The following is a 22501-nucleotide window of genomic DNA, read 5'->3' on the forward strand; positions in this document are numbered from 1 at the left end:
CCTCTGGGCCGCGGGTCTATTCGGGAGTGGTGTCGAGGGCGTGGCCCACCAGGGCCAGCAGGGACTCGATCACGGTGTGCCGGCGCCTCGCGTCCATGATCACGACGGGCACGTGGGCCGGGACGCTGAGCGCCTCGCGCACGTCCTCCGGCTCGTACGACTGCGAGCCGTCGAAGTGGTTGACGGCGACGGCGTACGGGAGCCCGCAGCTCTCGAAGTAGTCGAGGGCCGGGAAGCAGTCGCGCAGCCGGCGGGTGTCGGCCAGCACGAGCCCGCCGATGGCCCCGCGCACCAGGTCGTCCCACATGAACCAGAACCGCTCCTGGCCCGGGGTCCCGTACACGTAGAGCACGAGGTCGTCGTCGAGGGTGACGCGGCCGAAGTCCATGGCGACGGTGGTGGTGTTCTTGTCCGGGGTGCCGGACAGGTCGTCGGTCGGGACGCTGGCCTGGGTCATCACCGCCTCGGTGCGCAGCGGGGTGATCTCGGAGACGGAGGAGACGAAGGTGGTCTTGCCGACGCCGAAGCCGCCCGCGACGAGCACCTTGACGGCGACGGGCGCGCGGGAGCGGTCGTACTGCCAGGGCTGGACGGGCTCGTCGTCCACGGCCGGCGACACCGGCTGATCAGAGACGGCGAAGACCACTGAGCACCCTTTCCAGCAGCGCGCGTTCGGGTCGGCCCGTACCGTGGCCGGTCCCGTAGACCCGGATCCGGCCCTGGTCGGCGAGGTCGCTGACGAGCACGCGGACCACACCGAGCGGCAGCTTCAGCAGCGCGGCTATCTCGGCGATCGTGCGCATGCGGCGGCAGACCTCGACGATGGCGGGCATCTCGGGCATGCGGTCGGGCTTCTGCGGCTGCGACACCTTGGTGTCCAGGGAGGCGACGAAGGTCTCGACGTTCAGGACCTGCGTGAACCGGGTGCGGCCGCCCGTGAGGGAGTACGGGCGGACGCGGGCGGGGCGGCGGTCGGCGCCGCGTATCGGCAGCCGGTCGGAGGCCGTACTCCTCACGGGGTGTTCTCCATCGACTGGCGCAGCTCGCTGCGGACTTCGGGGGTCAGGACGTGGCCGGCACGGCCGACGAACAGGGCCATGTGGTAGGCGACGACGCTCATGTCGCAGTCGGGGGTGGCGTGCACGCCCAGCAGTGAGCCGTCGCTGATGGCCATGACGAAGACGGAGCCGTGCTCCATCGCGACCATCGTCTGCTTGACCGAGCCGGTGTCCATGAGGGCGGCGGCGCCGGTGGTGAGGCTGCCGAGGCCGGACACGATGGTCGCGAGGTCGGCGGACGCCCCGCGCGGGCCCTTCGGCCTGGCCTTGGTCTGTGGCTCGCCCGCGCCGCCCGTCGCCGGGTCGGAGGACAGGAGCAGCAGCCCGTCCGAGGAGACGACGGCGACCGAGTTGACGCCGGGCACCTCCTCGACCAGGTCGGTCAGCAGCCATTGCAGGTTGCGGGCCTGGGTGCTCAGTCCGTACGTACTGGGCGCGGTCATGTGCGTGCCTCCTGTGCGGTGTCCCCCCGGTCGGTCTTGCTGTGTCCCTGCCCCTGGTCCTGCGCGTGGTCCTGGGCGAGCTCGGCGGCGACGACGCGTCGCCCGTCCTGGGCTCCCTGGTAGAAACCGCCGAGCCGGCGCCGGAGTTCGTCGGCGTCGATCCGGCGCGGTGGCTCGGGCGGCCGTACGTCGTCCGCGCGCCCGGCGGTCACGGTGCGCGGGGTCCGCTTCGGCAGGCCCTTGTCGGTGACGGCGTCGGCGGTGTCGGCGGGGTGGCTACCCTGACGGGGAAGCCAGTTGCCTTCGGCGGGGGCATGCCTGTGCGGGTCCCCTGCCGGGGGCTCGGCGGTGAAGTCCTGCCCGGCCAGGTCCCCTGCCGGAGCCCCTGCCGGGGGCTCGGCCGGGAAAACCTGCTCCGCGGGCACGTCCCCTGCCGGAGCCCCTGCCGGGGGCTCGGCGGTGAAGTCCTGCCCGGCCAGGTCCCCTGCCGGAGCCCCTGCCGGGGGCTCGGCCGGGAAAACCTGCTCCGCGGGCGCGTCCCCTGCCGGGTCCCCTGCGGGGGGCTCGGCCGGGAAAACCTGCTCTGCGGGCACGTCCCCTGCCGGGTCCCCTGCGGGGGGCTCGGCCGGGGAGGCCTGCTCCGCGGGCGCGTCCCCTGCCGGGGGTTCGGCCGGGAAGGTCTGCTGTGCGGACGCGTCCGCTGCCGGGGGCGCGGCCGTGAAGATCTGCTCGGCGGGGGGCAGGCCCGCCTCGGCGGCAGCCGGGAGGGGGGCCTCCGCGTCGGCCGGTGCGTCAACGTTCGGCTCGGCCGGGGTGGCGGGGCCCGCGAGGGCCTCGGCCAGGGTCACCGGGGCCACCGTGGTGGTGGGCACGCGGAAGGCGGGCTCCGCCTCCGTGTCGGCCGGAGCCGCGGCGGGGGTAGCCGGGAGCGCGGACTCCGCGGGCTCCGTGGCAGAAGTGGCGGCGTCAGCCGGGAGCTCGGGCTCCGCGGCGTCCGTGGGGTCCGGGGCGGCGTGGGTGCCTCGGCGGCGGGGCGGGAGGGTGTTCTCGTTGGCCTCGGCGATCACGCCCGGCAGGTGCAGCGCGGGCGCGCCCGGTGTGGCCAGGGTGTGGACCGGGGAGACCGGCGGGGTGGCGGGCAGCAGCGCCGCCGGGACGACCACCAGGGCCTCGGTCCCGCCGTGCCGCCCGGCGCGCAGTTCCGCGGTGACCCCGTGCCGCGCCGCGAGCCGCCCGGCCACGTACAGGCCGAGGCCCAGGCCGTGTTCGGCCTCGGGCTCCTCGTCGTACGCCTCGGGCGTGGACAGCCGGGAGTTCAGCGATTCCAGCCGGTCCTCGGTGACACCGATGCCCTCGTCCACGACGGACAGCACCACGTCACCGGAGTCCAGCGTCCAGCCGGACACCTTCACCTTGACGTCCGGCGGCGAGAACGTGGTCGCGTTCTCCAGCAGCTCGGCCAGCACGTGCGAGAGGTCGTCGGCCGCGTGCCCGGCGACCTGGGTGTACGAGGGCAGCGCCGCGAGGTCGACGCGCTCGTAGCGCTCGATCTCGCTGACGGCGGCCCGCATCACGTCGACCAGCGGCACCGGCAGCACCTGCCCGTGGCCGTGCTCCTGCCCGGCCAGGACCAGCAGATTCTCGTTGTGGCGGCGCATCACGGTCGCCAGGTGGTCGAGCTTGAACAGGGTCGCGAGCCGGTCCGGGTCCTGCTCCTTGGACTCCAGCTCCTCGATGACCGCGAGCTGGCGCTCGACCAGGCCCAGGGTCCGCAGCGACAGCGAGACGGAGGTCGTCGACATGACGCGGCGGTGCTCCTCCAGCCCCGCCCGCAGCTTCGTCAGCTCCTCCTCCAGCACGTCCCGGCCGGCGGTCAGCGCCTCGTTGCGGCCGATGATCCGGCGGCGGTCGGCGTCGAGCCCGGCGATCCGGGTGTGCAGGGAGACCGTCTGGTCGCGCACCGCGTTCAGGTGGCGCACGACCTCGGCGAACTCGTCGTTGCGGCCGGTGAACCGCACCGGTTCCACCGAGCCCTCCGGCGTCGCCAGCCGCGCCGCGCCGCGCCGCAGGACCGACAGCGGCCGGGTCAGCGAGCGGGCGACGGCGGTCGAGACGCCGACGGCGATCAGGAACAGCACGCCGAGCAGGGCGACCAGGGTTTCGAGCCGGGTCACGTCGTCGTCGCGCAGGGAGGCCAGGGCGGAGGCCCGCTGGCCCGCGAGCGTGGCCTCGACGGTCCGCATCCGGTCGATGCGGGCGGTGAGCGCGCTGCCGACGGCGGCCCCGTCGGTCTTGCGGTCGGCCGGGGCCAGGGTGGGCCGGTCGGTGAGCCGCTTGAGGAAGTCGTCGGCCGTCTTGACCTCGGGGCCGGTGACGGTGGCGGTGAGGGTCTGGCGCACGTCGGGCCGCGCGGCCCGCGCGAAGTCGTCCAGAGCGGCCAGTTCCCGTACGCGCGAACGCTGGGCGGCGGTGGTGAGTTCGTCGGCCACGGCCGAGCCCGGAGGCTGCTCGCCGCGGGGGACGGCCAGCCCGGCGAGCAGCAGTCCGCGGGTGGCCGAGGCCTGTTCCACGGCCTGGCCCAGCGGGGCGAGCGGGCGGGTGGTGGTGAGGGCGGCCTCGGCGCGCGGCGGGGTCAGCTCGGCGAGCCGGTCGCCCGGCGCGAGGAGTTCCGCGATGACGCCGGTGTAGGCCTGGTGGGCGGCGAGGGCGGTGCCCTTGCCGTCGATGGCCTCGGTACGGACGGTCGCGACGCGGGCGAGGGCCATCGCGAGGGGCTCGTCGACCTCGGTGGCGGCCTCGGCGATCTGCCGGTCGGTGCGCAGGATGCGTTCCTGGAGGGCGCCCCTGGCGGCGCCGGGGCGGCCCTTGGCGGCGTACTCGACCACGGCGTCGCGCTCGTCGGCGAGGACGTGCGCGACGGTGAGGATCTGCCCGGTCTGTTCCGCGAGGGTGACCAGCCGCTGGGAGTCGTTCAGCTCCCTCGCGGCGGTGACGACGGCGGGTGTGCCTGCCGCGAGGACGGTGAGGCCGGCGACGGCGACGCCGACGACCAGCCTGCGGCGCACGCGGACGCGGCGTCCTGCGGGGGCCGGGCCGTCGGCGGCGGTGCCGTTCTTCCGAGACCGCTTCTTCTGCACCGGTGCTCGCAATCCTGTACGTGTGCTTGTGCTCGTCTACTCGTGTGGCCGAGGTAACGGCCGGTCAACAAGTAAACGCCCCCTGCCCCCTCGTACCGCCTCAGACCTTTGCAGCGTGTTGGGGAGAGAGCCGCACATCGCCCACCCGGCCACTCGAACGAGTGAACATCACGGATGAGTTGGCAACCAACTCGGGCACCCTGCTCCAGAGCGCCTCCGTGGACAGGTGGTTGAAAGATCGATGCGGGCTTTGGCAGGATGCCCGCCCACATGTCCGCCCGCGCGCCGGCGCCCTGCCCGGGCCCTCCCGGTCCGTGCCCGGAGGGTCCGCGCACGGGCCCGCCCGCCTCCTCCCGCTTTGGTACGGACCTGCGCGTGCGGCGCGGTCCCCGCCCGGCAGAATGGCGGCATGCGCATCGACCTCGCCTCGGCCCCCGGCAGTGAAGAACGCCCCAATGAGGACTGGGTGTCGGCCGCGATCCCCGCCTCGGGCGGCGGTGTCCTGGTCGCCCTGGACGGGGTCACCCCGCCGAGCGGCGAGGACGGCTGCGTGCACGGAGTTCCGTGGTTCGCGGCCCGGCTCGGCGGCCGATTGACCGAACTGTCCGGATCGCGGCGGGACATGACGCTGGACCGGATTCTGGCCGAGTCCGTCCGCGCCACGGCCGAGGCCCACCGCGACACCTGTGACCTTTCTCACGTCCGCACGCCGCAGGCGACGGTCGTCATGGTCCGCTGGGACGAGGCCCACGTGGAGCACCTCGTGCTCTCGGACTCCGTACTGCTCCTCCAGGCGCCCGGGGGCGAGGTGACGGCGGTGCTCGACGACCGGCTGGACCGGGTGCCGCGGGAGGTGCTGCGCTCGGTGGCGGCGACGGACGCGCTGCGGAACGCGGAGGGCGGCTTCTTCACTGCGGCCGCGGACCCGGCGGTGGCGGCCCGGGCGGTGACCGGGCGCACCCCGCGCGGGGAGGTGCGGGCGGTGGCCGCACTCACGGACGGGGCGAGCCGGTGGACGGACACGTTCGGGGAGGGCGACTGGGCCGAGTGCCTGGCGGTGCTGCGGAAGGAGGGCGCGGAGGGCCTGATCGGCCGGGTCCGCGCCATCGAGTGCGACCCGGCCCGGCCGCCGGCCCGGTACAAGCGGCACGACGACGCGTCGGCGGTCTACGCCGAGCTCTAGGACCTGGGCGCGGGCCGGGCGGGTGCCCCTACTCGGCGCCCGCGTTCAGCTGGTTCAGCAGCCGGGCCAGTTCCGCCACCTCGCCGCGGTCCCAGTCGGCGAGCTTGCGCATGTACTGCTCGCGCCGGGCGCCCCGTACCCGCAGGAACCGCTCGCGGCCCTCCTCGGTGAGGCCGACCAGGAAGGCCCGGCCGTCGGCGGGGTCCGGCTCGCGGGCCACCAGGCCCAGGACCTCCAGGGCCCGCAGCTGCCGGCTCATGGTGGCCTTGCCGACCCCGAAGTAGGCGGCGAGCTCGGTGGCCCGCTGCCGGCCGGCCGCCTCCAGGCGTACGAGGAGCCCGTACGCGGCGGGCTCCAGCTCGGGGTGGAGCTCGCGGGCCATCTCGCCGGAGGAGGCGCGGGCACGCCGGAGGAAGACGGACAGCTCCCGCTCCAGGGCAAGGAACTCCTGGTCTTCGCTCCCGTGCACGTCCCGCTCCTTCGATGGTGTGTGGCACCTCGCTGGGTGAGGGGCCAGTATTTCGCAGGGCTCGCGCCGACGGCCCGGGACCCCGCCGGAGCGGGGAGCCGGGCCGTGCGGAGGGAGCGGGGTCGGCACGCACAGGGCGCGTACGGGGCGCGCGCGGAGCGTGAAAGGGTCACTCGGCGGGCGACTTGGCGGGCCGTGCGCCCTCCGTCACGCCGCGGCGGCGACCTCCACCTCCGCCTGGGCCAGGGCGAGCTCCAGCACCTGGCGCACGTCCGTCACCGGGTGCACCTCGAGCCCCTCCAGCACCTCCGCCGGGACGTCGTCCAGGTCGGCCTCGTTCCGCTTCGGGATGATCACGGTGGTCAGCCCGGCCCGGTGCGCGGCCAGCAGCTTCTGCTTCACCCCGCCGATCGGCAGGACCCGCCCGGTCAGCGAGACCTCGCCGGTCATGGCCACGTCGGTGCGCACCTGCCGTCCGGAGAGCAGCGAGGCGAGCGCGGTCGTCATCGTGATGCCGGCGCTCGGGCCGTCCTTGGGCACGGCGCCCGCCGGGAAGTGGATGTGCACGCCGCGGTCCTTCAGGTCGGCGACCGGGAGCTCCAGTTCCGCGCCGTGCGAGCGCAGGAAGCTCAGCGCGATCTGCGCCGACTCCTTCATGACGTCGCCGAGCTGGCCGGTGAGGGTCAGGCCGGCCGCGCCCGTCTCCGGATCGGCCAGCGAGGCCTCCACGAACAGCACGTCGCCGCCCGCGCCGGTCACCGCGAGGCCGGTGGCCACGCCGGGGACCGCGGTGCGCCGCTCGGCCGGGTCCTGGGCGGACTCGGGCACGTGGTGCGGGCGTCCGATCAGCCCGCGCAGGTCGTCGGCGCCGATGCTGAAGGGCAGCTCGCGCTGGCCCAGCTCGTGCTGGGAGGCGACCTTGCGCAGCAGGCGGGCGAGGGACCGCTCCAGGGTGCGGACGCCCGCCTCCCGGGTGTACTCCCCGGCCAGCCTGCGCAGGGCGTCCTCCTCCAGGACCACCTCGTCGTCGCCGAGGCCGGCGCGCTCCAGCTGGCGCGGGAGCAGGTGGTCGCGGGCGATGACGACCTTCTCGTCCTCGGTGTAGCCGTCGAGGCGGACGAGCTCCATCCGGTCGGCCAGCGCCTCCGGGATGGCCTCCAGGACATTGGCGGTGGCCAGGAACACGACGTCGCTCAGGTCGAGCTCCACCTCCAGGTAGTGGTCCCGGAAGGTGTGGTTCTGCGCCGGGTCCAGGACCTCCAGGAGGGCGGCCGCCGGGTCGCCGCGGTAGTCGGAGCCCACCTTGTCGATCTCGTCGAGCAGCACCACCGGGTTCATCGACCCGGCTTCCTTGACGGCCCGGACGATCCGGCCGGGCAGGGCGCCGACGTAGGTCCGGCGGTGGCCGCGGATCTCGGCCTCGTCGCGGACGCCGCCGAGGGCGACGCGCACGAACTTGCGGCCCATGGCGTGGGCGACCGACTCCCCGAGGGAGGTCTTGCCGACGCCGGGCGGCCCGACGAGCGCGAGCACGGCCCCGCCGCGGCGGCCGCCGATGACGCCCATGCCGCGTTCGCTGCGCCGCTTCCTGACGGCGAGGTACTCGGTGATGCGGTCCTTCACGTCGCTCAGGCCGGCGTGCTCGGCGTCCAGCACCGCCCGGGCCCCCTGGATGTCGTACTGGTCCTCGGTGCGCTCGTTCCAGGGCAGTTCCAGCACGGTGTCCAGCCAGGTGCGGATCCAGGACCCCTCCGGGCTCTGGTCGCTGGCCCGCTCCAGCTTCTCGACCTCCTTGAGGGCGGCCTCCCGCACCTTCTCGGGGAGGTCGGCGGCCTCGACGCGGGCCCGGTAGTCGTCGGACTCCTCGCCGTCCTTCTCCCCGTTCAGCTCGCGCAGTTCCTTGCGTACGGCCTCCAGCTGCCGCCGGAGCAGGAACTCCCGCTGCTGCTTGTCGACGCCGTCCTGCACGTCCTTGGCGATGGACTCGGCCACGTCCTGCTCGGCGAGGTGGTCGCTGAGCGCCTTGATCGCGAGCTTGAGGCGGGCGACGGGGTCGGCGGTCTCCAGCAGTTCGACCTTCTGGTCGACCGTCAGGAACGGCGAGTACCCGGAGTTGTCAGCCAGCGCGGACACCCCCTCGATCTGCTGGACCCGGTCCACGACCTGCCAGGCACCGCGCTTCTTGAGCCAGCTGGTGGCGAGCGCCTTGTACTCCTTGACGAGCTCGGCCACGGATCCCGGCAGCGGGTCCGGCACGTGCTCGTCCACGGTCTCGCCCTCGACCCAGAGCGCGGCCCCGGGTCCGGTGGTGCCGGCGCCGATGCGGACCCGGCCGCGGCCGCGGATGAGCGCCCCGGGGTCCCCGTCGGAGAGCCGCCCCACCTGCTCGACCGTCCCGAGCACACCCGTCCCGGCGTACTTCCCGTCGATCCGCGGCACGAGCAGCACCCGCGGCTTCCCGCTGCCCGCCGCGGCCTGGGCCGCCTCGACGGCCCCGCGCACCTCGGCGTCGGACAGGTCCAGCGGAACGACCATTCCGGGCAGCACGACCTCGTCGTCGAGCGGCAGCACGGGCAGGGTGAGTGAGACGGACGTCGAAGCCATGATCTTCCCTCCGGCAGTGAAGTTGAGCTATGCCGACTCAATGCATGTGCGCCCCCCGATGTTCCCCAACCGCCGTTCGCCCGGGGCGAACGCCTCCACGTGGCCATCGGCGCCGCCCCTTCACTGATGGACGCCCTGGAGTGCACGGGCCGTGCCGGCGGCTTAGCGTCGCTGTGCGATACGCGTGCCGTCCGGGCCGCGGCGCGTCCAGGCGGTCGAGAGGAAACTCCATGGCAGTCGTGATGACCTTTTCCTGGCCCGAGATCACACCCGACGTGTACGACGCGGTGCGCAAGAAGGTGCGCTGGGAAGAGGACACACCGGACGGGTGCGTGCTGCACGCCGCCTGGTTCGTCCGCGGCGGCCTCAACGTGATGGACATCTGGGAGTCGGAGGACCACTTCAACCGGTTCATCGAGGCCAGGATCGCCCCCGTGCTCAAGGGCGAACTGGGCGTGGAGAGCGACCCCGAGCCGAAGTTCTACCCCCTGCACCGGCGCTTCGTCGCACCTGGTGTCAGCGGCGGCGGCTCCTGACGTACGCCCTCGGGGCCACGGTCCGCGCTAACTCCGTGCGGAGACCCGGACGTCGCCCGAGGTGGTCTTCGCCGAGAGGCGGGAGGGGGCCGAGGGGTCTGCGGGCAGGGTGATGTCGCGGCCGCCGGAGGTGGTGGAGACGTCGACCCGGTAGGGAGCCGTGGGGACCTTCAGCGTGACGTCGCCCGAGGTGGTCTCGGCCAGCACCGAGGACGGGGCCGCGGTGAAGTCCATGCGGGCGTCGCCCGAGTCCGAGTGCACGTCCGCGCTCGGGCCGGACAGGCCCGCCGCGGTGATGTCGCCCGAGGAGGTACGGATCTTCAGCGGGCCCGCGATGCGCTCGGCCCGGACCTCGCCGGAGTCGGCCTCCACCTCGGCGGCCGCCACGCCCGTGACGGTGATGCGGCCGCTGCTGCTCTCCAGCTTGACCCTGGCCGAGGCCGGGACCTGCAGGCGGTAGTCGATGTAACAGCTGCCGGGGCAGCCGCTGGAGAAGGTGAGCACGCCCGCGCTGACCTGCTGGCCGGGGGTGGGGGCCGTGTCGCCGCGGTAGTGGACGGTGCGGCGGACCGTGACGCCGGGACCCGTCCCCGGGGTGACCTCGATCGAACCCGCCCGGGCATCCGTCACCTCGACCGCAGCGACCGCCTCGGTGACCGTGGCGTCGGCGGTCGCCGTCTTCTTCGGTCCGTCCGAGAAGGAGCAGCCGGCCAGCAGGAATCCGGCCCCGAGGACGGCAACCGCGGTGCGGACGAAGCGGTGTGACGTGGCGTGAGAAGTCATGGACCGATCCTCGCGCGGCGCCGCCGCCCGGCCGATGGGGCCGGTACCCGGACCCCGGGTGGGGTTAACCCCCGCCCGGCCGGCTGCGCGCGGCGTCCTCCCGTGCGCCTACGGGCCGGTCGCGACCGGGCGCAGCGGCGACGGCACGCCCCACTCGCTCCAGGAGCCGTCGTACACGGCCAGCTCCTCGTATCCGGCGAGGTCGGCGCCGAGGGCCAGTACGCAGGCGGTCACCCCGGAGCCGCAGCTGAAGTAGAGGCGTTCGCGCCCGCCCACGACCTCCGTGAAGGCCGCGCGGAGCTCCCCGGCCGGGCGCATCAGGCCGTCGGGGTCCTGGAGCTCGCCGAACGGCAGGTTGACCGCGCCCGGCATGTGCCCGCCGCGCAGGCCCGGGCGGGGCTCGGGGGCGGTACCGGCGAAGCGCCCGCGGGTGCGGGCGTCGACGACGGCCGCGGCCGGATCGGCCAGGGCCGCGGCGACGGCCTCGCCGCCGACCAGCAGCCCGGGACGGGGGCGCGCGGTGAAGGAGCCGCGCGGGCCGTCGTAGGCCGGGCCGGAGTCCTCGACGGGCAGGCCGGCGGCGGTCCAGGCGGGCAGTCCCCCGTCGAGGACGGCGACCCGGTCGAAGCCCATGGCGCGCAGCATCCACCAGGCGCGGGCGCTGGAGTAGATCCCGGCGCCGTCGTAGACGACGACGGTGTCCGAGTCGGAGACCCCGAGCGCCCTCATGGCCTCGGCGAACGCCCGGGCCCCGGGCATGGTGTGCGGGGCGGGGGCCTCGTGGTCGGACAGGGCCCCGTCGAGGTCGAAGGGACGAGCCCCCGGGATCCGGCGCTCCGCACCCCGGTGGGCACCGACGGAAGCATCGAGGACCACCAGCCCGGCCGCCCCGAGCCGCCCGCCCAGCCAGCCCACCCCGACGAGCGCCCCGGGCAGCGGTCCGGCCTTTGGCCCGGGCCTCCGTCCAGCCTCCGCCCCGGCCAGCGCTCCAGACCCCACCCCCGGCATCCGTCCGGCCTCCGCCCCGGGCAGCGCTCCGGCGAGCGCCCCCGGCATCCGTCCGGCCTCCGGCCCCGGCAGCGCTCCGGCGAGCGGTCCCGCCGCCGGTTCACCCTCCGCTCCCGGAGCGGGCTCCTGTGGCGCGGCGTTCTGGGGCGTGGGCATTCGGCACCTCCGGCTGGGCGACGCGGGTCGCCCCATCCTCCTCCGCCGCTCGGGGCACCGGCCGGGCGGGGCGGCGGCAGGCCCCGTGCCGGCGGCGCGCGGACCAGGGCCCCCGCCGGGCCGGGTCAGCGGCGAGCCCCCTGGCACGCTGGCACGGCTCGGGGCGCCAGCCGGGGCAGCGGCGAGCGCCCGGGCGGACTGACACCGGCGGCGCACCCCCGGCAGGTCAGCGGCAAGCGCCCCGGTGGGCGTACACCGCGATGCGGGCTCCGCGGACGGTGGTCATCGAGCACAGTTCGAACCGGGCGGCCAGGGTCTCCCGCTTGGCCGCCTCCCGCGGGTACGGGTCCAGTGGCTGACCGGACGGGTCCAGCAGGGCGATCACCCTCGGTGAGGCGAGCAGGGCCGAGCGGATCCGGTCCGGGGACAGCTCGGTGCCCTGGAGGCTGTGCGAAGCGGCCGGGGTCCGGTCCAGGGCGATGTCGCGCAGTTCCGCGTGGGTCCCGGGCGAGGAGAGCAGCCACTCGCGCCGGCGCGAGGGCATGAACACCACCGCGTCCCCCGGCCGGGCCCGCTCCCGGACCGCGGCGGCCACCGCGAGGACGTCGTCCTTGCGGCTCTCCGGCGTACGGAGCCACACCGACCAGATGCCGAACGGCACGAGCAGCGCCCCGGCCAGCACCCACGGCCACCAGCCGCGGGCCGCCGCCAGCCGGGCACCGGCCAGCAGGGCGGGTCCGGCCAGCGCGTAGAGCACGTACCGGTCGACGTACCAGGGGTGCAGCAGGGAGATCACCATCAGCAGTCCGGGCGGCAGCAGGGTGAGGGGAAGCGCCACCCGTACGAGGTCCTTCGGTGCCCCCCGCGCGAGCAGCAGGGCCGCGCCGCCCACCACCCCGTACGCCGCCCAGTCCTGCCAGCCCGGTCGGCCGAGCCAGCCGAGCTGCTGCTCGGCCTGCCGGGCGCTCACCACGGCCAGCGGCAGCAGGAGGACGGCCACGGCCGCGGCGCTCCACCGCCAGCCGCGCGAGCGCCACGCGGTGAAGGCGTGGGCGAGCAGGGCCAGTACGGCGAACTCGTGCAGCCAGCAGCCGAGCAGCAGCACCACGGTGTACGCCGCCCACCGCTCGCGCAGCATCAGGTACGTCGCCCACACCACGGCGGCCGCGACCAGGGCGTACGAGCGCCCCTCCTGGGCGTACATCTGCACGGGCGGGAGGACGGCGTACACGCAGCCGGCGATCAGCGCGGCCCGCTCCCCCGCCAGCCGGTGGGCGACGGCGGCCACCCCGGCGGCCGCGAGCGCGGTGGCGGCGACGGAGGGCAGGCGCAGCGCCCACAGGCCGCCGTCCCACAGCTGGAAGACCCCGTGCATGAGCAGGTAGTACAGGCCGTGGACGGCGTCGACGCCGCCCAGCAGCTCCCAGATCCCGCCGAGCGGCCGGTGGGCCACCTGCCAGGTGACGGACTCGTCGCGCCACATGCTGCCGTTCCGCTCCAGGCCCCAGAGGCCGAGGACCACGGCGAGCAGCGGCGGCAGCAGTCGCCAGGGGGCGATCCGGCTGATGTCGGCCTCCGTGAGCTGTCGGAACGGGTGTGCGGACTCCATACTCGGGGTTGGACCCGAGTGATTGCGGAGGTGGGTGTGCGCGCCTTACGAGCGGTGGCGGGCCTGATGCTGGGTGCGGCGTTGCTGGCGGGATGCGGACCGTCCGCCTCCGGGGCCGGCGACGACACGCCACCGAAGGCCTCCACGGAGTCGGGTCCGGGCCCGGCCGGAAGTGCCCCCGGCTCCGGAACGGGCCCGGGCCCCACGGCGAGCCCCACGGCCGGCCGGGTCCCCGCCCCCGGCGAGACCCTGGTCCGCGTCACCCGCAGCGGAGGCTTCGCCGGCCAGACCCACACCCTCATCGTCAAGGGCGACGGCTCCTGGACCCTGCTGGACGCCGAGGCGAAGCAGGAGCGCACCGGCACGATGGCCGAGGCCGACCTCGCCACCCTGCGCACCGCCCTCCAGGAGGCGGACTTCGCCCACCTGCCCAGGATCGCCACGGGCGGCCCCACGATCTACGACGGCTACTTCTACGCCTTCGTGCACGGCGGCTTCGAGGTGGCGGGCGACCAGGGCTCCCTGCCGCCCGCCCTGACGAAGGTGGTGGACGCCCTGCCCTCCTTCACGGCGGGCTAGGAAACCGGGCCCAGGACATCCGGGCCTAGGACACGGCCGGGGCCTGGGACACGGCCGTGGCCTGGGCCGGCAGGCCCGTCCCCGCGGCCGAGAGCTCCCGCAGCAGCCGGTCCAGGAAGCCGCGCAGCCGGGCCGGCATGTCCACGTTCCCGGGCGTCAGCACCCACTGGATCTGCAGGCCGTCCATGACGGCGATGATCTCCCGCCCGGCGGCCTCGCAGTCGGCGTCCGGGCGCAGTTCGCCGCGCGCGACGCCCGCCTGCAGCACGTCGACGGTGTGGCCGAGCACCCGGGCGTAGCGCTGCTCGAAGTACGCGTGGGCGGGGTGCCCGGGGTCGGCGGCCTCGCCGACCAGGGTGTTGAACATCCGGACGATGCCCGGCCGGCGTTCGTTGTCCGCGGCGAGGTCCACGAGGGTGGTGAAGTACGCGGCGACCGATGCGGCGGGTTCGCCGAAGCGTCGCTCCACGTCGTGGCGCTCGCTCTGCGCGAGCACCGACAGCAGCAGGTCCTCCTTGCCGTGGAAGTGGTGCAGCAGTCCGCCCTGGGTGATCCCGCAGCCGGCCGAGATCCGGGCCAGCGAGGAGGCGTGGAAGCCCCACTGCGCGAAGTGCTCGACCGCGGTGTCGAGGATCTTCTGCCGGCGGGCGTCGCCCACCGCGTAGGTCCCGCGCCCGGCGCCCTTCGGAGCCGCTCGCCCCGTGTCCCCTGCCATGCGCACCACCCTAGACGCCGCCCCCGTCCGGCCGCCTCCGAGGGTGACCCAGGTCACTTTTCAAAAACCTAGCGGGTACAAGGTTTTCGCCTCTACCGTGACGCCACGCCGCCGATCCGCCCGGTCACGCAGTCCAGGAGCCCCGCCGTGAACGCAATCCCCGAGTACCAGGACGCCTCCCTCCCCGTCGACCGGCGCGTGGCCGATCTGCTTTCCCGGATGACGCTGGAGGAGAAGGCCGGCCAGCTCTTCCACTCGATGCTGATGATGAACGCGGACGGCAGCCCGGTCACCGAGACCGACGGCTCGATGCTCCCCTTCACCACGCCCGAGCTGGTCGAGGACCGCTTCCTGTCGCACTTCAACCTGCTGGGCACCTACGGGGCCTTCGAGATGGCCCGGTGGCAGAACGCCGTCCAGGAGATGGCCGCGGGCACCCGCCTCGGCATCCCGGTCACCCTCTCGACAGACCCGCGCCACGCCTTCACCGACAACATCGGCGCCTCCTTCAACGCCGGCGCCTTCTCCGCCTGGCCGGAGGCCCTGGGCCTGGCCGCGATCGGTGATCCCGAGCTCGTCCACCGGTTCGCCGACACCGTCCGCCGCGAGTACCTCGCCGTCGGCTTCCGCGTCGCCCTGCACCCGCAGATCGACCTGGCCACCGAGCCCCGCTGGGCCCGCCAGACCGGAACCTTCGGCTCCGACGCCGACCTGACCGGCCGGCTCGTCCAGGCGTACGTACGCGGCCTCCAGGGCCCGGCCCTCGGCCCCGGATCGGTGTCCGCCATGGTCAAGCACTTCCCCGGCGGCGGCCCCCAGAAGGACGGCGAGGACCCGCACTTCGCGCACGGCAAGGAGCAGGTCTACCCGGGCGGCATGCGCGAGCACCACCTGGAGCCGTTCAAGGCCGCGATAGCCGCCGGGTGCGCGCAGATGATGCCGTACTACGGCCAGCCGATGGGCACGGACTGGGAGGAGGTCGGCTTCGGCTTCAGCAAGGGCGTGGTCACCGGCCTGCTCCGGGAGGAGCTCGGCTTCGACGGCATCGTCTGCACCGACTGGGGGCTCCTCAACGACGCGACGATCTTCGGGCAGGTGCATCCGGCGCGCGCCTGGGGCGTGGAGCACCTGAGCGTGGCCGAGCGGGCGGCCCGCGCCCTGGAGGCCGGCTGCGACCAGTTCGGCGGCGAGCAGTGTCCGGAGGTCGTCGTGGAGCTGGTCCGCTCGGGCCGCGTCGCCGAGTCCCGGATCGACGAGTCCGTACGCCGGCTGCTGCGCGAGAAGTTCACGCTCGGCCTGTTCGAGGACCCGTACGTGGATCCGGACGCGGCGGCCGGGACCGTGGGCCGGGCCGACTTCGCGGCCCTGGGCGACGCGGCCCAGCGCCGCTCCCTGACGGTCCTCACCAATCCGGGCGGCCGGCTGCCGCTGCGCGGGCGGCCGAGGCTGTACGTGCGGGGCGTGGACGAGGCGGTGGCCGCCGGGTACGGCGAGGTGGTCGACGGACCGGCCGACGCGGACCTGGCCGTCCTGCGCCTGCGGACCCCGTACGAGCCCCGGGAGAACCTCTTCGAGTCCTTCTTCCACTCGGGCTCGCTGGCCTTCCCCGAACCGGAGCTGGCCGAGATCCTGGCCCTCCTGGACCGGGTCCCGACCCTGGTCTGCATCAACCTGGAGCGGGCCGCCGTCATCCCGGAGATCGCCGAACGCGCGGCCGCCCTGATCGCCGACTACGGCGCCTCGGACGCCGCCCTGCTGGACGTGGCCTTCGGCCGCGCCGTTCCCGAGGGGCGCCTCCCCTTCGAGCTCCCGCGCTCGATGGAAGCGGTCGCGGCCTCCCGTCCCGATGTGCCGAACGACACCCACGACCCGGTCTTCCCGCACGGGCACGGACTGACCCTGTAGAGGGCCGCAGACGGCGGGGCACCTGACCGGTCCCGCCCGCCGGGTGCCGGTCCCGTGGGGGGTCCGGCACCCGGTACATATCATTCCGCTTACGCTGCTCCAGCACATATGCCATGTCCGAACCCCACGTAGCCGCAGGCCGGTGCCTCCTCTACGCTGCACCCCATTCACGCGGGATCTTCAGGGGCGGACATGGAACAGACACACACCACACACAACGGCGCCGCGGCGACACCCGGCGCCCAGCGGCGTGTGCTCGTCGTCGAGGACGACCACACCATCGCCGAGGCCATCGCGGCCCGCCTGCGCGCCGAGGGCTTCCAGGTGCAGACGGCTGCGGACGGCCCTGCCGCCGTCGCCGCGGCCGAGAGCTGGCTGCCGGAGCTGCTGGTCCTGGACGTCATGCTGCCCGGCTTCGACGGGCTGGAGGTCTGCCGCCGGGTCCAGGCGCAGCGGCCGGTCCCGGTGCTGATGCTCACCGCGCGGGACGACGAGACCGACCTGCTGGTGGGGCTCGGGGTCGGCGCGGACGACTACATGACGAAGCCGTTCTCGATGCGCGAGCTGGCCGCACGGGTCCACGTGCTGCTGCGCCGGGTGGAGCGGGCCACGATCGCCGCGCACACCCCGCGCGGGGCCACCCTGCGCCTGGGCGATCTGGAGATCGACCACGCGCAGCGCCGGGTCCGGGTGCAGTCCGAGGACGTGCACCTGACGCCGACCGAGTTCGACCTGCTGGTGTGCCTGGCCGGGACCCCGCGGGCGGTGCTCTCCCGGGAGCAGCTGCTGGCCGAGGTGTGGGACTGGGCCGACGCGTCCGGGACCCGTACGGTCGACAGCCACATCAAGGCCCTGCGGCGCAAGATCGGCGCGGAGCGGATCCGTACGGTCCACGGCGTCGGGTACGCCCTGGAGACCCCGGCCCAGCCGTGAGCGGCCCGCGGACCGGACCGAGGCAGCGGCCCGCCGGGGGCCTGCGGCCCTTCTCGCCGTTCTCGATCAAGACCAAGCTGGGCACGCTCGTGGTGGTCTCGGTCTTCATCACGACCGGCCTGCTGCTGGTGGCCCTGCGCACCGACACCGAGCTGCGCTTCATCACGGTCTTCTCGGTGATCGCCTCGATGCTGATCACGCAGTTCGTGGCGCACAGCCTGACGGCCCCGCTGGACGACATGACGACGGTGGCCCGGGCGATATCCCACGGCGACTACACCCGGCGGGTGCGCGGGGCGGGGCGCCGCGACGAGCTGGGCGACCTGGCTTCCACCATCAACCTGATGGCGGACGACCTGGAGGCCGTGGACCGGCACCGCAAGGAGCTGGTCGCCAACGTCTCGCACGAGCTGCGCACGCCGATCGCCGCGCTGCGGGCCGTGCTGGAGAACGTGGTGGACGGGGTCTCGGCCGCCGATCCCGAGACCATGCGCACGATGCTGAAGCAGACCGAGCGCCTCGGCGGGCTCGTGGAGACCCTGCTGGACCTGTCCCGGGTGGACAACGGCGTGGTCCCGCTGCGCGCCCGCCGCTTCGAGGTGTGGCCGTACCTGTCGGGGGTGCTGAAGGAGTCGCAGCTGGCGGCCGCCGGCCGGCCCGGGCTGCTCTCCGGCTCCGGCGGGCACACCCGCAACGACGTGCACCTGCACCTGGACGTCTTCCCGCCCGAGCTGTGGGCGTACGCGGACAACGAGCGCCTGCACCAGGTCGTGGCGAACCTGATCGACAACGCGGTCAAGCACAGTCCCCCGCACGGCCGGGTCACGGTCCGCGCGCGGGCCGGTGAGGCGCCCGGTGGCCTGGTCCTGGAAGTGCGCGACGAAGGCCCCGGCATCCCGGAGGCGGAGCGCCACCGGGTCTTCGAGCGGTTCAACCGGGGCAGCGCCCGCGGAGGAGACGGCGGCACCGGACTGGGGCTGGCGATCGCCCGCTGGGCCGTGGAGCTGCACGGCGGGCGGATCGGAGTGGCCGAATCGTCACGCGGCTGCCGCATCCTTGTCACGCTTCCGGGCAGCTCGCAGGCTCCGTGTTGACGTAGGGTTCGAGTGGGAAGGACATGATCTCGGCCACACGTACCCGGGGTCCGTCAGGGGTGCGAAGCCAAGGGGGCCGCAACCTCGGTGCCCCCTACCCGAACCACACTTGTTTCCCGCCATTCCAAGCGGTGAAACCCGCCGTTCGATGTGACCTGCGCGACGGATGTCCCGCCCGGTCTGCATCTCACGGTCCAGGAGGCGTAGCCTTTATTCCCGCTGTCCATACCTTGTGAAGCGGAAGAGGGCGGTTGCCGCCGTGTCGCCACAGTCCCCCAGTAACTCGAGCACCACGACCGAAGCAGCAGAGGGCGGGAAGAACCCTGCCTCAGGCTTCGGTGCCAATGAGTGGCTCGTCGACGAGATCTATCAGCAGTACCTCCAGGACCCGAACTCGGTCGACCGGGCCTGGTGGGACTTCTTCGCCGACTACAAGCCGGGGGGCGTCGCCGCTCCGGTGAAGTCCGACGGTGCGGAGAAGCCCACGACGACGACGGACGGCGCCTCCGCACAGGCCGCCACCACCGTCGCCCAGGCCCCGCAGGTCGCCGACGCCGCCACGGGGGCGGCGAGCGCCGCGCCCGCGACCGCCGCCCCGGTTCCCGCGCCCACGCCTGTGTCAGCTCCTGCCCCTGCTCCTGCCACCCCCTCTGGTGCCCCTGCTGTGACTGTCACCTCCCAGGCCCCGGCCGCCGCACCGGCCGCGCCCGCCCCCGCCGTAGCCGCCCAGAAGGCCGCGCCCGCCACCGAGGCCCCCGCGGGCCCCGAGCTGGTGACGCTCCGCGGCCCGTCGGCTGCCGTAGCCAAGAACATGAACGCCTCCCTGGAAGTGCCGACGGCCACGTCCGTCCGCGCCGTCCCGGTGAAGCTGCTGTTCGACAACCGCATCGTCATCAACAACCACCTCAAGCGCGCCCGGGGCGGGAAGATCTCCTTCACGCACCTGATCGGCTACGCGATGGTGCAGGCGATCAAGGCCATGCCGGGCATGAACTACTCCTTCGCGGAGAAGGACGGCAAGCCGACCCTGGTCAAGCCGGAGCACATCAACTTCGGTCTCGCGATCGACCTGGTGAAGCCCAACGGCGACCGCCAGCTCGTCGTCGCCGGCATCAAGAAGGCCGAGACCCTCAACTTCTTCGAGTTCTGGCAGGCCTACGAGGACATCGTCCGCCGCGCCCGCGTCGGCAAGCTGACGATGGACGACTTCACCGGTGTGACGGTCTCCCTGACCAACCCCGGCGGCCTGGGCACCGTGCACTCCGTGCCCCGCCTGATGCCCGGACAGTCGGTCATCATGGGCGTCGGCTCCATGGACTACCCCGCCGAGTTCCAGGGCACCTCGCAGGACACCCTGAACAAGCTGGGCATCTCCAAGGTCATGACCCTGACCTCGACCTACGACCACCGGGTCATCCAGGGCGCGGCCTCCGGCGAGTTCCTGCGCATCGTCGCGAACCTGCTGCTCGGCGAGGACGGCTTCTACGACGCCGTCTTCGAGTCGCTGCGCATCCCGTACGAGCCGGTCCGCTGGAACCGTGACATCGACGCGAGCCACGACGACGACGTCACGAAGGCCGCCCGCGTCTTCGAGCTGATCCACTCCTACCGGGTCCGCGGCCACGTCATGGCCGACACCGACCCGCTGGAGTACAAGCAGCGCAAGCACCCCGACCTCGACATCACCGAGCACGGCCTCACCCTGTGGGACCTGGAGCGCGAGTTCGCCGTCGGCGGCTTCTCCGGCAAGTCGATGATGAAGCTCCGCGACATCCTCGGCGTCCTGCGCGACTCGTACTGCCGCACCACCGGCGTCGAGTTCATGCACATCCAGGACCCGAAGCAGCGCCGCTGGATCCAGGACCGGATCGAGCGCCCGCACTCCAAGCCGGAGCGCGAGGAGCAGCTGCGCATCCTGCGCCGGCTGAACGCGGCGGAGGCCTTCGAGACCTTCCTGCAGACGAAGTACGTCGGCCAGAAGCGCTTCTCCCTGGAGGGCGGCGAGTCCGTCATCCCGCTGCTCGACGCCGTCATCGACTCGGCCGCCGAGGCCCGTCTCGAAGAGGTCGTCATCGGCATGGCCCACCGCGGCCGCCTGAACGTCCTGGCGAACATCGTCGGCAAGTCGTACGCGCAGATCTTCCGCGAGTTCGAGGGCAACCTCGACCCGAAGTCCATGCACGGCTCCGGCGACGTCAAGTACCACCTGGGCGCCGAGGGCACCTTCACCGGCCTGGACGGCGAGCAGATCAAGGTCTCGCTCGTCGCGAACCCCTCGCACCTGGAGGCGGTCGACCCGGTCCTGGAGGGTGTCGCCCGCGCCAAGCAGGACGTCATCAACAAGGGCGGCACGGACTTCACGGTCCTCCCGCTCGCGCTCCACGGCGACGCGGCCTTCGCCGGCCAGGGCGTCGTCGCCGAGACCCTGAACATGTCGCAGCTGCGCGGCTACCGCACCGGCGGCACCGTGCACGTGGTCATCAACAACCAGGTCGGCTTCACCGCCGCCCCGGAGTCCTCGCGTTCGTCCATGTACGCGACCGACGTGGCCCGCATGATCGAGGCGCCGATCTTCCACGTGAACGGCGACGACCCGGAGGCGGTCGTCCGCGTTGCCCGTCTGGCGTTCGAGTTCCGCCAGGCGTTCAACAAGGACGTGGTCATCGACCTCATCTGCTACCGCCGCCGCGGGCACAACGAGTCCGACAACCCGGCCTTCACCCAGCCGCTGATGTACGACCTGATCGACAAGAAGCGCTCGGTGCGCAAGCTCTACACCGAGTCCCTCATCGGTCGCGGCGACATCACCCTGGAAGAGGCCGAGCAGGCGCTGCAGGACTTCCAGGGCCAGCTGGAGAAGGTCTTCGCGGAGGTCCGCGAGGCCGCCACGGCTCCGGCCGCCGGCGCCCCGGTGACGCCCGCGCAGACCGCGCAGGAGTTCCCGGTCGCCGTGAACACCGCGATCTCGCAGGACGTCGTCAAGCGGATCGCCGAGTCCCAGGTCACCATCCCCGAGGGCGTCACCGTCCACCCGCGTCTGCTGCCGCAGCTGCAGCGCCGCGCGGCGATGATCGACGAGGGCACCATCGACTGGGGCATGGGCGAGACCCTGGCCTTCGGTTCGCTGCTGATGGAGGGCACCCCGGTCCGGCTGTCCGGCCAGGACTCCCGCCGCGGCACCTTCGGCCAGCGCCACGCGGTCCTCATCGACCGGGAGACGGGCGAGGACTACACGCCGCTGCTCTACCTGTCGGACGACCAGGCCCGCTACAACGTCTACGACTCGCTGCTCTCCGAGTACGCGGCCATGGGCTTCGAGTACGGCTACTCGCTGGCCCGCCCGGACGCGCTGGTCCTCTGGGAGGCCCAGTTCGGTGACTTCGTCAACGGCGCGCAGACCGTCGTCGACGAGTTCATCTCCTCGGCCGAGCAGAAGTGGGGCCAGACCTCCGGCGTCACCCTGCTCCTCCCGCACGGCTACGAGGGCCAGGGCCCGGACCACTCGTCCGCGCGTCCCGAGCGCTTCCTCCAGATGTGCGCGCAGGACAACATGACGGTCGCGATGCCGACCCTGCCGTCGAACTACTTCCACCTGCTGCGCTGGCAGGTCCACAACCCGCACCACAAGCCGCTCATCGTCTTCACCCCGAAGTCGATGCTGCGTCTGAAGGCGGCGGCGTCGAAGGCGGAGGAGTTCACGACCGGCTCGTTCCGTCCGGTCATCGGTGACAGCACGGTGGACGCGAACGCGGTCCGCAAGGTCGTCTTCTGCGCCGGCAAGGTCTACTACGACCTGGAGGCCGAGCGCGAGAAGCGCGGCATCACCGACACCGCCATCATCCGCATCGAGCGCCTGTACCCCCTCGCGGGTGCGGAGCTCCAGGCGGAGATCGCCAAGTTCCCGAACGCGGCGAAGTACATCTGGGCCCAGGAGGAGCCGGCGAACCAGGGTGCGTGGCCGTTCATCGCGCTGAACCTGATCGACCACCTCGACCTGGCGGTCGGCGCGGACGTCCCGGCGGGCGAGCGCCTGCGGCGCATCTCGCGCCCGCACGGCTCGTCGCCGGCGGTCGGCTCCGCGAAGCGCCACCAGGCGGAGCAGCAGCTCCTGCTGAACGAGGTCTTCGAGGCGTAGTCGCCGCGCGGCTCAGCAGTGGAAGGCCCGGCTCCCCTCACGGGGGCCGGGCCTTCCGGCATGCCGGGACCGGATTCCGGCCGTCCCGTCAAGTCACGTCCTTCCGGGACATGACCGGGACCGGCGCCGTCGCGCGTACTGGAGGCAGATCCGG

The 22501-nt window shown here is 73.3% G+C and carries 17 protein-coding genes; 7 read left to right on the forward strand and 10 right to left on the reverse strand.

The features are described 5' to 3' along the window. Window positions 1–16 precede the first annotated feature (16 nt). The 4 genes from RIU97_RS13575 to RIU97_RS13590 are packed head-to-tail and all read right to left on the reverse strand — an operon-like array spanning window position 17 to window position 4638. A complete protein-coding gene (locus tag RIU97_RS13575) occupies window positions 17–646 on the reverse strand; it encodes a GTP-binding protein (protein WP_404956542.1) in 630 nt (209 codons plus the stop codon). Beyond that, the gene (locus tag RIU97_RS13580) at window positions 627–1016 is read right to left on the reverse strand and encodes a DUF742 domain-containing protein (protein ID WP_404956544.1); all 390 of its coding nucleotides are present in this window, start codon (window positions 1014–1016) and stop codon (window positions 627–629) included. The genes RIU97_RS13575 and RIU97_RS13580 overlap by 20 nt, the downstream gene beginning before the upstream one ends. Further along, entirely contained in the window at window positions 1013–1501 is a 489-nt protein-coding gene (locus tag RIU97_RS13585) for a roadblock/LC7 domain-containing protein (RefSeq protein ID WP_404956546.1), read from the reverse strand. The genes RIU97_RS13580 and RIU97_RS13585 overlap by 4 nt, the downstream gene beginning before the upstream one ends. Next, window positions 1498–4638, reverse strand: a complete 3141-nt coding sequence (locus RIU97_RS13590) for a nitrate- and nitrite sensing domain-containing protein (RefSeq protein ID WP_404956548.1) — start codon at window positions 4636–4638, stop codon at window positions 1498–1500. Before RIU97_RS13590 ends, RIU97_RS13585 begins: the two co-directional genes overlap by 4 nt. Before the next feature lie 409 nt (window positions 4639–5047). Here RIU97_RS13590 and RIU97_RS13595 point away from each other — a divergent pair, with 409 nt between their 5' ends. After that, window positions 5048–5821, forward strand: coding sequence for a hypothetical protein (locus RIU97_RS13595; protein WP_404956550.1), 774 nt, complete (start codon window positions 5048–5050; stop codon window positions 5819–5821). A 28-nt stretch (window positions 5822–5849) separates the two neighbouring features. Here RIU97_RS13595 and RIU97_RS13600 read toward each other — a convergent pair whose 3' ends face one another. Together RIU97_RS13600 and lon are read right to left on the reverse strand one after the other, a co-directional pair. Further along, complete coding sequence (locus RIU97_RS13600) at window positions 5850–6290, reverse strand: MarR family winged helix-turn-helix transcriptional regulator (RefSeq protein ID WP_234323486.1); 441 nt, start codon at window positions 6288–6290, stop codon at window positions 5850–5852. Between the two features lie 207 nt (window positions 6291–6497). After that, window positions 6498–8894 carry an endopeptidase La gene (gene lon / locus RIU97_RS13605; protein ID WP_404956552.1) on the reverse strand — a complete coding sequence of 799 codons (2397 nt, stop codon included), beginning with the start codon at window positions 8892–8894 and terminating at the stop codon, window positions 6498–6500. 230 nt (window positions 8895–9124) lie between these two features. Here lon and RIU97_RS13610 point away from each other — a divergent pair, with 230 nt between their 5' ends. Further along, complete coding sequence (locus RIU97_RS13610) at window positions 9125–9430, forward strand: hypothetical protein (RefSeq protein ID WP_404956554.1); 306 nt, start codon at window positions 9125–9127, stop codon at window positions 9428–9430. A 27-nt stretch (window positions 9431–9457) separates the two neighbouring features. Here RIU97_RS13610 and RIU97_RS13615 read toward each other — a convergent pair whose 3' ends face one another. The 3 genes from RIU97_RS13615 to RIU97_RS13625 form a co-directional block, all read right to left on the reverse strand. Then, entirely contained in the window at window positions 9458–10213 is a 756-nt protein-coding gene (locus tag RIU97_RS13615; RefSeq protein ID WP_404956556.1) for a DUF4097 family beta strand repeat-containing protein, read from the reverse strand. Between the two features lie 108 nt (window positions 10214–10321). Then, window positions 10322–11221, reverse strand: coding sequence for a sulfurtransferase (locus RIU97_RS13620; protein ID WP_404962834.1), 900 nt, complete (start codon window positions 11219–11221; stop codon window positions 10322–10324). Window positions 11222–11603: 382 nt separating this feature from the next. Further along, a complete protein-coding gene (locus tag RIU97_RS13625; protein ID WP_404956558.1) occupies window positions 11604–12986 on the reverse strand; it encodes a hypothetical protein in 1383 nt (460 codons plus the stop codon). A gap of 36 nt (window positions 12987–13022) precedes the next feature. Here RIU97_RS13625 and RIU97_RS13630 point away from each other — a divergent pair, with 36 nt between their 5' ends. Then, a complete protein-coding gene (locus RIU97_RS13630) occupies window positions 13023–13565 on the forward strand; it encodes a hypothetical protein (RefSeq protein ID WP_404956560.1) in 543 nt (180 codons plus the stop codon). 25 nt (window positions 13566–13590) lie between these two features. Here the strand turns inward: RIU97_RS13630 and RIU97_RS13635 are convergent, their stop codons facing one another. After that, the gene (locus RIU97_RS13635; protein ID WP_404956562.1) at window positions 13591–14280 is read right to left on the reverse strand and encodes a TetR/AcrR family transcriptional regulator; all 690 of its coding nucleotides are present in this window, start codon (window positions 14278–14280) and stop codon (window positions 13591–13593) included. Window positions 14281–14427: 147 nt separating this feature from the next. On the opposite strand from RIU97_RS13635, the gene RIU97_RS13640 reads away from it, so the two are divergent. From RIU97_RS13640 to RIU97_RS13655, 4 genes are all read left to right on the forward strand, one after another. Continuing rightward, the gene (locus tag RIU97_RS13640; protein ID WP_404956564.1) at window positions 14428–16185 is read left to right on the forward strand and encodes a glycoside hydrolase family 3 protein; all 1758 of its coding nucleotides are present in this window, start codon (window positions 14428–14430) and stop codon (window positions 16183–16185) included. A 192-nt stretch (window positions 16186–16377) separates the two neighbouring features. Beyond that, on the forward strand, window positions 16378–17118 hold the full coding sequence (locus RIU97_RS13645; protein WP_404956566.1) for a response regulator transcription factor: 741 nt from the start codon (window positions 16378–16380) through the stop codon (window positions 17116–17118). Next, window positions 17115–18212, forward strand: coding sequence for an ATP-binding protein (locus RIU97_RS13650; RefSeq protein ID WP_404956568.1), 1098 nt, complete (start codon window positions 17115–17117; stop codon window positions 18210–18212). Before RIU97_RS13645 ends, RIU97_RS13650 begins: the two co-directional genes overlap by 4 nt. Before the next feature lie 259 nt (window positions 18213–18471). Next, a complete protein-coding gene (locus RIU97_RS13655) occupies window positions 18472–22347 on the forward strand; it encodes a multifunctional oxoglutarate decarboxylase/oxoglutarate dehydrogenase thiamine pyrophosphate-binding subunit/dihydrolipoyllysine-residue succinyltransferase subunit (protein WP_404956570.1) in 3876 nt (1291 codons plus the stop codon). The last annotated feature ends 154 nt before the right edge of the window (window positions 22348–22501 follow it).

Source organism: Streptomyces sp. 147326 (assembly GCF_045000215.1).
Taxonomy (GTDB): domain Bacteria; phylum Actinomycetota; class Actinomycetes; order Streptomycetales; family Streptomycetaceae; genus Streptomyces.

What these genes read in the sequence shown, in the direction of transcription:
- RIU97_RS13625 (WP_404956558.1), bottom strand. Translation starts at nt 12,986, where the DNA reads ATGGAGTCCGCACACCCGTTCCGACAGCTCACGGAGGCCGACATCAGC.
- RIU97_RS13645 (WP_404956566.1), top strand. Translation starts at nt 16,378, where the DNA reads ATGGAACAGACACACACCACACACAACGGCGCCGCGGCGACACCCGGC.
- RIU97_RS13615 (WP_404956556.1), bottom strand. Translation starts at nt 10,213, where the DNA reads ATGACTTCTCACGCCACGTCACACCGCTTCGTCCGCACCGCGGTTGCC.
- RIU97_RS13595 (WP_404956550.1), top strand. Translation starts at nt 5,048, where the DNA reads ATGCGCATCGACCTCGCCTCGGCCCCCGGCAGTGAAGAACGCCCCAAT.
- RIU97_RS13635 (WP_404956562.1), bottom strand. Translation starts at nt 14,280, where the DNA reads ATGGCAGGGGACACGGGGCGAGCGGCTCCGAAGGGCGCCGGGCGCGGG.
- lon (WP_404956552.1), bottom strand. Translation starts at nt 8,894, where the DNA reads ATGGCTTCGACGTCCGTCTCACTCACCCTGCCCGTGCTGCCGCTCGAC.
- RIU97_RS13585 (WP_404956546.1), bottom strand. Translation starts at nt 1,501, where the DNA reads ATGACCGCGCCCAGTACGTACGGACTGAGCACCCAGGCCCGCAACCTG.
- RIU97_RS13620 (WP_404962834.1), bottom strand. Translation starts at nt 11,221, where the DNA reads ATGCCGGGGGTGGGGTCTGGAGCGCTGGCCGGGGCGGAGGCTGGACGG.
- RIU97_RS13610 (WP_404956554.1), top strand. Translation starts at nt 9,125, where the DNA reads ATGGCAGTCGTGATGACCTTTTCCTGGCCCGAGATCACACCCGACGTG.